The sequence below is a fragment of the Nonomuraea sp. 3N208 genome (assembly GCF_052245935.1).
Lineage (GTDB): Bacteria > Actinomycetota > Actinomycetes > Streptosporangiales > Streptosporangiaceae > Nonomuraea.
Genome location: NZ_JBQQBR010000115.1, coordinates 1 through 4,522, shown reverse-complemented (window position 1 = coordinate 4,522; position 4,522 = coordinate 1). Strand labels below are relative to the sequence as shown.

General features: G+C 64.2%; 7 protein-coding genes. 1 reads left to right on the top strand and 6 read right to left on the bottom strand.

What is annotated here, in order from left to right:
• Positions 1 to 407: 407 nt before the first annotated feature.
• From ACTWPT_RS59565 to ACTWPT_RS59555, 3 genes are all read right to left on the bottom strand, one after another.
• Positions 408 to 752: a type II toxin-antitoxin system PemK/MazF family toxin gene (locus ACTWPT_RS59565; RefSeq protein ID WP_443186401.1), complete on the bottom strand. Its 345-nt coding sequence runs from the start codon at positions 750 to 752 to the stop codon at positions 408 to 410.
• The gene (locus tag ACTWPT_RS59560) at positions 749 to 1,036 is read right to left on the bottom strand and encodes a hypothetical protein (RefSeq protein ID WP_443186400.1); all 288 of its coding nucleotides are present in this window, start codon (positions 1,034 to 1,036) and stop codon (positions 749 to 751) included. The genes ACTWPT_RS59565 and ACTWPT_RS59560 overlap by 4 nt, the downstream gene beginning before the upstream one ends.
• A gap of 595 nt (positions 1,037 to 1,631) precedes the next feature.
• Positions 1,632 to 2,261 (bottom strand): hypothetical protein, encoded by a 630-nt coding sequence (locus ACTWPT_RS59555; RefSeq protein ID WP_443186399.1) that lies wholly within the window; start codon positions 2,259 to 2,261, stop codon positions 1,632 to 1,634.
• 538 nt (positions 2,262 to 2,799) lie between these two features.
• Between ACTWPT_RS59555 and ACTWPT_RS59550 the strand changes: the two genes are divergently transcribed.
• Complete coding sequence (locus ACTWPT_RS59550; RefSeq protein WP_443186398.1) at positions 2,800 to 3,342, top strand: SCO6745 family protein; 543 nt, start codon at positions 2,800 to 2,802, stop codon at positions 3,340 to 3,342.
• Between the two features lie 57 nt (positions 3,343 to 3,399).
• Here ACTWPT_RS59550 and ACTWPT_RS59545 read toward each other — a convergent pair whose 3' ends face one another.
• The 3 genes from ACTWPT_RS59545 to ACTWPT_RS59535 all read right to left on the bottom strand — a co-directional run.
• Positions 3,400 to 3,828 (bottom strand): hypothetical protein, encoded by a 429-nt coding sequence (locus ACTWPT_RS59545; protein ID WP_443186397.1) that lies wholly within the window; start codon positions 3,826 to 3,828, stop codon positions 3,400 to 3,402.
• The gene (locus ACTWPT_RS59540; protein WP_443186396.1) at positions 3,825 to 4,037 is read right to left on the bottom strand and encodes a hypothetical protein; all 213 of its coding nucleotides are present in this window, start codon (positions 4,035 to 4,037) and stop codon (positions 3,825 to 3,827) included. The genes ACTWPT_RS59545 and ACTWPT_RS59540 overlap by 4 nt, the downstream gene beginning before the upstream one ends.
• A 24-nt stretch (positions 4,038 to 4,061) precedes the next feature.
• A partial coding sequence (locus ACTWPT_RS59535; RefSeq protein ID WP_443186395.1) for an integrase core domain-containing protein occupies positions 4,062 to 4,522 on the bottom strand: 461 nt, incomplete at its 5' end.

Genomic DNA, 4,522 nt, shown 5'->3' with positions numbered 1-4,522 from the left:
TGCGGCCGGCGAAGGACGCCTACTGGCTGGAGCACTTCTACCTGGACCCGGATTTGCAGGGCAGGGGCATCGGTTCTGCGGTGCTGAGCAGACTGTTGGAGTGGTGCGACCGCGAAGACGCCGTGGTCCGGCTGAACGTGTTGCAGGGCAGTTCGGCCCGCTGGCTGTACGAGTGGACGGGTTCACGGTCGAGACCGAGGACGACGTGGACGTATTCATGGTGCGCCACCCGTCTTCGCCTGGCGATCGGGATCACTCAGTGGGAACCAGGCTGGGTGGGTCGTCCTCGTCATCATCGTCTGCCCGCTCTGGCTTGCACCCTCGGCTCCGTTTCGCACCGTGACAGGTCCGGCTTCGGCTTCCTCCGTCTTCCGACACCGGGAAGTCGGGCATTACGGGCAAGGTGCTCAACTGCCCCACAGGGTGAGGTTCGCGTCCAGGCCGAGATAGCGGACAAGCGCGTACTCGACCTGTCCCATGGCTACGGAGTCGAGGTGGTCGTACAGCCCGCCGAGGACATACTGGGTGTCAATGGTGCGGATTTGGTCGGTCAGTGCGCACGTCTGGCGCCCCTGAACGGTCAGTCTGGGTCGGAAGCTGGCCGGTCGGGCACTGGTCGATGTGGGCACGATCGTCACGGTGGACCAGTGGTCCTGCGAGATGCTGACGACGATGCCGAGGCGTCTGCCGCGCTGCTCGTGGCCGCGCTTGGCGTCGCCGAGATCAACTGGATAGACGCCGCCGCGGATCACCGTCCGGCCTCACGGCGAGCGGGAACCACGATGCCGGTGTCGACGATCCGGATGTCGCCGTCCTCGGTGTATTCCCACTCGTCGGGGAGCTGCGACAGGTCCTCGCCCTCATCGGCCAGGCGTGCCATGTCGGCGCGGGCCTGCCGCTCCCACTCCACGTGCTCCAGGGCGCGCAGCCCCCGGCGCAGCACGTCGGAGTTGGACTCGCCTTCGCGGCGAAGTGAGTCGATGATCCGGCTGTCGTCGTCGGTGGGTCGGAAGCCCACCGTGCTTGGAGTGGCCATGACGCCAGTGTACAACAAATGTTGAACAAGGTGGAAGGGTGGTGACTCGCCCTTCAGTAATCGCTACACGCCCCGATCAACCGGATCGACTATCAACACCACCCGATCAGCCCCTACATCGAACCCAAGGTCCTGATGATCAGAGGATCCCTCCGGAGTCATCAGCACGGACTTCCCGGGACGCCGCCCGAACAACCAGAAGAAGTCCAGAGGCGAACGTCCATCCGCTCCTGGCTCTGCAACTCTCAGATCAACGTCGAAGTCAACGGGAGGTATCCGCGTCCAGGCTCTCCCGCTGCGCTGAAGCCAGCATGATCCACGTGCCAGATCCGTGCCAGAACGGACGGGCGGCTGAGGTCGTTCACGGATACTCACGGTCACTCGACCCGGCATGACCTGCACCTCCGTTTTCCCAGGCCAGAGAAGCAAGATCAGTAGCAGCTTCCCAAGCGACAGCACGGGTTCGATTCCCGTCACCCGCTCTCAGTGCGAAAGCCAGGTCAAGGATACTTGCCGATTTGGGCCTTTCGATCTTGTGTAAGAACATCGACGTTACTCAACCGCTGTGTCCGAGCAAGCGCCTGGGCCAAATCGCCTACTCCTCAAACCAGGCCACCAAGCGGACCGCCTCGTCTCCATGAACGTGCGCGAGGGCGCGCATGACTGTCCACACCGCATGCCAGAGACCGTCAGGTGGTACGAGATGGCGGCGCGTGGCACGTTCGACGCGGAAGACGGTGTCGCCGGCCTTCCACTCGGTACCTTCATCCCACAGCACCGCAATCTGATCAGGATCAACCGTCAAGGTGTCCACGCCGCTGACGCGAGCGAATCTGCGGCTCCATACCGAGCGGTAAACGAGTTCCAGCGTTTGATCGGGAAGCTGCCGGTACTGGGCTATGTCAGTCGGATGGAGAGCCGGTTCATCCCAATCGATCGCGGTGACCTCGTCCCAGCTCAACCAGGTGATACCGAATGCAGCCTCGCCCCATTCCGCCAATTCCGCTCTGGCGGTCTCCGACGCATCCAGGGGGAGTCCGCGATCGGCCGCAACTGGTCGCCAGTTGCCTGAGCTGCGTACCCCGAAGAGGCAATCGAAGGCGTCATAGTCTCTGGTCACTCCCAACATCGACAGGGAGATGGCAGCGCACCAAGCTCGCTCATCAACGTCGAGCCCGCGAGTCCACGTGCGGCACTCGACAAACCCGTGGATGGAGGTTCCCATGCGTAAATGGTCTTGCCCGTGCAGCGGCGCTGTCCAGCAACTCGAATGATCAGGAGGCGTCCTCCGCGGGGGCGCTCCGACTTCGGGTGATCGCCATGCCCGTGCAGCCGGGTGAAGTCCGCGTGTTGGCCGGGTGCCGGGGTGAACGACTGGGCAGGCGGGTGGGAGTGGGTGCGGTGCGCCAGACCGTGCCCGCTGCGTTGCCCGCATCGTGCGGGTCATCCCCTGCCCCCGCTGCCCGATTGTCCGGGGCAGACGGAACCTGTCAAGGATGGCTCTGCGGGCAGGACAACACCTCAAGGCGGAAGGTCACCGGCTCATGGAACACGCGAAGCCATCCTCGACAGAACCCGTCTGGCAGTCCCGGAGGAGGCAGCTAGCGGGGAGCAGGGGAGTTTGGCCCATGGCCACCAACCTTCGGCCTCCCCCAGGTCACGGAGCTGATCAGCGAATATGGGCAGGGCAGTCTCCTCGACATCGACCCGCCGGCTTTTGATCCGCCACAATCACCGAGTTGGCTTTACGAAGGGAACGCAAGATGACGCCTGAGGAAGTGGTGCAGCATACGAAGCAGGTCGTGATCATGGTCGGTGCCGCATTCGGCAAAACTGACCGCTTCAGGGCTCGCGGGGAAAGCCTGGGGCTTTCCCACTGGCCGTTCTACTTCGGTGGACGCGCGGGGGTGCTCGGCGATGTGGATGCCGAGGTGGTGACCGCGGCGTGTGGCTTCTTCTCGCCTGAACTGGTCCGTAACGCGTGGGACACCGCACGAGCTAGGGTTCCGATCAGAAGCATCGTTGAGGCGGACGTGGAGGAGTGCAAGCACTGGGCACGCACTACATACGGCGACCTCCCAGAGCTTGGTCAGTTAGCCGACCTGGCCGAACATGCGGTGGAGGCAGCTGAACCAACCGGCCGCCCGCTCTTCGCAGCATGGCGATCGCTTGCGGTGATCGATGAGGACCCGGCATCCCGCGTTGCTCTGGCATTGCTGCGGTTGCGCGAACACCGGGGCGCCTCTCATCTGATCGCCATCCAAGAGCATGGCCTCACCCCACTCAGAGGGCGGTTCGCGAGTTGATGCCCCTTTGATCGCTTGCGCTGCATGAGGAGTGCTGGTCACGGGCTCGTTGCCGGGCTATGGACGCGGCTGAGCGAACAATCCTGGCTCGATCTCCACGAGAATGCCTAGCCTGACCAGGCGCTTGAGCTTGGCGCGGGTGTTTTCGATGTTCTTACGCGCCAGGGGCAGGTCCAGGGCCAAACAGAGGTCACGCGCTCGTGAGGGCTGGCCGATGTCGGCCATGAGGGTGAGAATCTGCTGGTAGGCGGGATGGTCGGGCACTGCGGGAGCCGGTGGCGGCGGAGATGCAAGACCTTGCTCGCCGGCCAGGACGAGCAAGGTCTTGCGGGTGATCCGCAGATGATCGAGGTCCTGGTCGAGGTCCCGCAGGCGGGCGGTCAACTCCTCGATCTGAGCTTGGATCTGTTCGATGTGGCCGGTCAGCGCCTTCTCGCGGGTGTCGATCCGGTCCAGCAGCCACGCGCCGGGGTCCGGGGCGCTCACGTGTCGCGCCAGGCGGGGGTGGAAGGGCCGGTCAGCCGACGGGTCATCACATCGGTCATCGCCCAGTACACCCGTGACTCGGAGCTGGCCTGATCGTGTTCGTAATCGCGTACCAGGCGCCGGTGCAGGGACATCGTGCCGTAGGTCTGCTCTACCACCCACCGCTTGGGCTGAGGGACGAACCCGGCCTCGGTGGCGGTACCTGTCAATTTGATCAAGGCAGTTGAGCTGGGCTAATTCTGTGTCGACTTCTCTGTGGCGTCCTCGTTCTGTGTTTCGGTCTTGGGCTTGTTGATCCAGGCGGGGCCGGGCAGGGCGGGTGGGGTGGGAGTCCCGCCGCTGGCGAACCGTTCGGGGTGTGTGGCTTGGGCGATGGCCAGGACGGTGGCACGTCGGTCGCGGATGGCGGCGGCGCGGCCGTAGTGCACGTCGACGGGATGGTGGTAGCCGATCCCGGAGTGGTAGTGCTGGTGGTTGTACCAGGTGTAGAAGCTCTGGCAGAAGGCGCGGGCGTCCTGGATCGAGCCGAACCGGCCGGGGAAGTCGGGGCAGTACTTGAGGGTCTTGTAGCTGGCCTCGATGTGTGGGTTGTCGTTGGAGGTCTTGGGCCGGGAGTGGGATTTGGCCACGCCCAGGTCGATGAGGAGTTCGGCGACGGTCTTGGACTTCATCGAGCTGCCGCGGTCGGCGTGCA

What these genes read in the sequence shown, in the direction of transcription:
- ACTWPT_RS59550 (WP_443186398.1), top strand. Translation starts at nt 2,800, where the DNA reads ATGACGCCTGAGGAAGTGGTGCAGCATACGAAGCAGGTCGTGATCATG.
- ACTWPT_RS59555 (WP_443186399.1), bottom strand. Translation starts at nt 2,261, where the DNA reads ATGGGAACCTCCATCCACGGGTTTGTCGAGTGCCGCACGTGGACTCGC.
- ACTWPT_RS59560 (WP_443186400.1), bottom strand. Translation starts at nt 1,036, where the DNA reads ATGGCCACTCCAAGCACGGTGGGCTTCCGACCCACCGACGACGACAGC.